General features: G+C 69.1%; 4 protein-coding genes and 1 pseudogene. 3 read left to right on the forward strand and 2 right to left on the reverse strand.

Features of this window, described 5'->3' with window-relative positions; all coding sequences use genetic code 11:
- Positions 1 to 774, reverse strand: a 774-nt coding sequence (locus ABZZ74_RS52965; RefSeq protein ID WP_356951278.1) for an IS3 family transposase, incomplete at its 3' end; no start/stop codon positions are given.
- Between the two features lie 54 nt (positions 775 to 828).
- Entirely contained in the window at positions 829 to 1,131 is a 303-nt protein-coding gene (locus ABZZ74_RS52970) for a transposase (RefSeq protein ID WP_356951279.1), read from the reverse strand.
- A 488-nt stretch (positions 1,132 to 1,619) separates the two neighbouring features.
- Between ABZZ74_RS52970 and tgmA the strand changes: the two genes are divergently transcribed.
- The 3 genes and pseudogenes from tgmA to ABZZ74_RS52985 form a co-directional block, all read left to right on the forward strand.
- Complete coding sequence (gene tgmA / locus ABZZ74_RS52975) at positions 1,620 to 1,913, forward strand: putative ATP-grasp-modified RiPP (protein ID WP_356951280.1); 294 nt, start codon at positions 1,620 to 1,622, stop codon at positions 1,911 to 1,913.
- Entirely contained in the window at positions 1,910 to 2,863 is a 954-nt protein-coding gene (gene tgmB / locus ABZZ74_RS52980) for an ATP-grasp ribosomal peptide maturase (protein ID WP_356951281.1), read from the forward strand. The genes tgmA and tgmB overlap by 4 nt, the downstream gene beginning before the upstream one ends.
- A pseudogene (locus ABZZ74_RS52985) lies at positions 2,860 to 3,551 on the forward strand (protein-L-isoaspartate(D-aspartate) O-methyltransferase); the annotation flags it as partial. The gene tgmB and the pseudogene ABZZ74_RS52985, both read left to right, overlap by 4 nt.

The following is a 3,551-nucleotide window of genomic DNA, read 5'->3' on the forward strand; positions in this document are numbered from 1 at the left end:
GGCGATCCTGATGCGGGCCTCGGTGCGGGTGCGGAAGGTGTGCCGGTGGACGTACTCGACCTTCAGCACGCTGTTGAACGCCTCGCTCACGGCGTTGTCGAAACATGACCCGACCCGGCCCATGGACTGGGTCACGCCGAGTGTGCGGCACGCCCGCCGAAAGCGCCGAGACGTGTACTCGCTGCCCCTGTCCGTGTGCATGATCACGCCGCGTACGTCGCCGCCGCGGGTGGCCGCGGCCATGTTGAGCGACGCCACCACCAGCTCCGCATCATGCCGCTCACCCATCGCGTAGCCCAGCAAGCGGCGGGAGAAAAGATCGATGACCGTCGCCAAGTACAGCTTGCCCTCGCCCGTGTCGATCTCTGTGAGATCGCCGCACCAGACGAGATCGGGCTCCTCGGCGCTGAAGTCCCGGCGCACGAAGTCCGGAGCGGTCGGCCGCTTGCCCGGCCTGGTCAGCGACCGGCGCCGCCGGATCTTCCGTCCGGCCAGCCCGAGCTCGGCCATGACCTTGGCGACCGTGTTCACCGACACCCGCCAGCCGCGCCGGACCAGCTCGATGAACACCTTCGGCGAGCCATAAGTGCCCCCGGACCGCTGGAAGATCTCCTCGATCTCTTCCGCCAGGTGCTGCCGGCGCACCTCCCGCGCGGTCGGTTCACGATCGCGCCACTTGTAGAACCAGGACTCGGACACGCCCAGTGCCCGGCAGGCGATGCGGTGCGGAATCTTCTGTTCGGCCTTGCAGCTGCTGATCACCCTGACCGCCACGGCCGGGTCTGCCTCAGCTACTTCACCCACAAGGCCACGAATCGCTTGCACACATCACGCCCATCTCCAGCTCGCGGATGCGCTTGTCCTTCTCCCGGGCCTCGGCCCGCAGCCGTTCCAGCTCAGCCCGCTCACCCTCCCGCAACCGGCCACCCGAGCCTGCCCCCGCCGACGCCTGGACGGGCGTGTCCGACGACGGCGAGCCGTTGCGCTTGGCCGCGACACCCAGCTGTGCAGCGTCCCCGGATGCACACCGAGTTCCTCGGCCACCTCAGGGATCGGCTTCCCGGTCTCCGTCACGATCCGTACCGCCCCCTCGCGGAACTCCGCGTTGTAGATGCGCTTCCTGGATCCCACGACCCTCAACTATCCCTCCGGTCACGGTCTCCACGCTACGAGGGGAGGGTCAGGACCGACTTCCCCTCGGACGAACTACACGACGTCCTCACAGCGCGACGAAAGGCACTGCGATGACCAACGTGCCCGTATCGATGACTGAACAGGGCCCGGACTGCCGGGCGCCCCACCCGCCGGCCTCAACGCGCTCGCCCGCATCCAGAAATGATTCTCTCCATCGCCGGGGAGAGCACAGACGACCGGGCGAAGCCGATGCAGCGCGCGGCACAGGCCTGGGCGGAACGCCGGGGGCCAGGCCAAGGCCGCCGTGTTCTGCCTCGCCAGCGGTCACTGAGCACGACCGAGATCCCCGTCCCTGGCCTGCAGACGCGCGTTCTTCCCGCCAAGACTCCCGCCGCCAGAACGGCGGGTGGTACCACCTCGGCCGGGGCGGCCTCGTTGCTCCTCCGCCCCTTCCGGGTTCCGTCACTGCGACACAGAGGAGAGGCATGTTCGTCCACTCTGACCGTCTGCCGACGAGCACGGCGGTCCCGCAGGGAACCATCACCCCGCTGCCGTGGGGAGTCGGCCGCATGGCGCCGTACCCCACGATGGCCCCCGGGTACACCAGCGTCCGACTGGACGCCGACACCCAGACCGCTACGTTCTTCGACGCGAGTGGTCAGGTCATGGAGATGCCCGGCCACGGAACCAGCACCGGCACCCAGCCGTCCACCGGGACCAGCCCTGACGGCAACGGCACCACTCAGGACAGTGACACCGGGAGCGACAACGACCAGTGACTGACACACGTCCGGTGCTGGTCGTCACCAGCCTGAACGACCCCACCGCCGACGTGGTGATTCGCGAGCTGCACGGCCGGGACATCCCGGTCGTGCGGCTCGACTCGGGGGACTTCCCCGCATCGCTGTCGGTGGAGGCAGAAATCACCCTGCACGGGATCGAGGGCCGCCTCCTCACTCCCTCCCGCACCGCGGACCTGGCCAACGTCCGCGCCATGTATTACCGCCGGCCGACCGGGTTCGCCTTCCCGCATCTGAGCGACCAGGACGCACGGTTCGCCATCACGCAGGCCCGGTACGGGCTCGGCGGCGTGCTGGCCGCCCTACCGGGCTGCCTGTACATCAACCATCCGCATCGCATCGGGGACGCGGAGTTCAAACCGTCCGGTCTCGCCGCGGCAGTAGAGGCCGGGTTCTCGGTGCCGCCCACGCTCATCACTTCCAGCCCGGACGCGGCCCGGGCCTTCATCAAGCGGCACGGCTCGGTCATCTACAAGCCGCTGTACAACCCCGTGTACCGGGTGGACGGGGTGTCTAACGTCGTCAAGATCGCCGAGGTGTCCCCCGCGGACATCCATGACGGCGTGGCGGGCACGGCCCACCTCTTCCAGAAGCGCATCCCCAAGGCCTCGGACGTACGGGTGACCGTCATCGGCACCCGGGTGTTCTGCGTCCGCATCGACTCCGACCTGCTGGACTGGCGCACCAACTACGACCGGCTCACCTACACCCCCGTCGAGCCGCCACCGGGCATCGCGCCGGCGCTGCGCCACTACATGGACCACTTCGGGCTTGTCTTCGGGGCTTTCGACTTCTGCGTGGCCGAGGACGGGCAATGGTGGTTCCTGGAGTGCAACCCCTCCGGTCAGTGGTACTGGCTGGAACCTGAAACGGGTCTGCCCATGTGCGCAGCCCTGGCCGACCTCTTGGAGAGGAAGACCGCGACGTGACCGACGACGACAAGAGCCTCCGCCTCGCGCTCGCCGAGCGCCTGGCCGACAGCGGCCACCTGCGCACCGACCCATGGCGGGCCGCCGTCGAAGCCGTACCCCGGCACGAGTTCCTGCGCGGCGGCTACTTCGAACGGGCCGACAGCCCCGGCCTCACCGCGTGGCGGCCAGTCCTGCCCGATGACCCCGGATGGCTGGACGGCTGCTACCAAGACGCCTCCCTCGTCACCCAGATCGCCGGGACCATCGCCCCCCGCGACATCCGCGGTGAGATCCTGCGCGAGCCCACCTCATCGAGCACCCTGCCCGGCCTCGTCGTCCAGATGCTCGAAGACCTCCAGATCCAGGACGGCAACCGCGTCCTGGAGATCGGCACGGGCACCGGATACTCCACCGGCCTGCTCTGCCACCGACTCAGCGAAGACCTCGTGACCTCCATGGAAGTCGACCCGGAGGTCTCCACCCGGGCCCGCGCCGCGCTCTGGCACGCCGGGTACGGGCCACTCCTGATCACAGGCGACGGATTGGCCGGCCACCCCGACGGCGCCCCCTACGACCGGCTGATCGCCACCTGCGGCGTCACCGAGCTCCCCCATGCGTGGGTGGAGCAGACCCGGCCCGGCGGGATCATCCTCGCCACCCTGTCCGGCTGGCTCTACTCCTCCGAACTCGCCCGGCTCACCGTGGA

The organism is Streptomyces sp. NPDC006476 (assembly GCF_040612015.1).
Lineage (GTDB): Bacteria > Actinomycetota > Actinomycetes > Streptomycetales > Streptomycetaceae > Streptomyces > Streptomyces griseorubiginosus_B.

Bases quoted from the DNA above. Each gene is read 5' to 3' on its own strand.
- tgmA (WP_356951280.1), top strand. From the start codon at position 1,620: ATGTTCGTCCACTCTGACCGTCTGCCGACGAGCACGGCGGTCCCGCAG.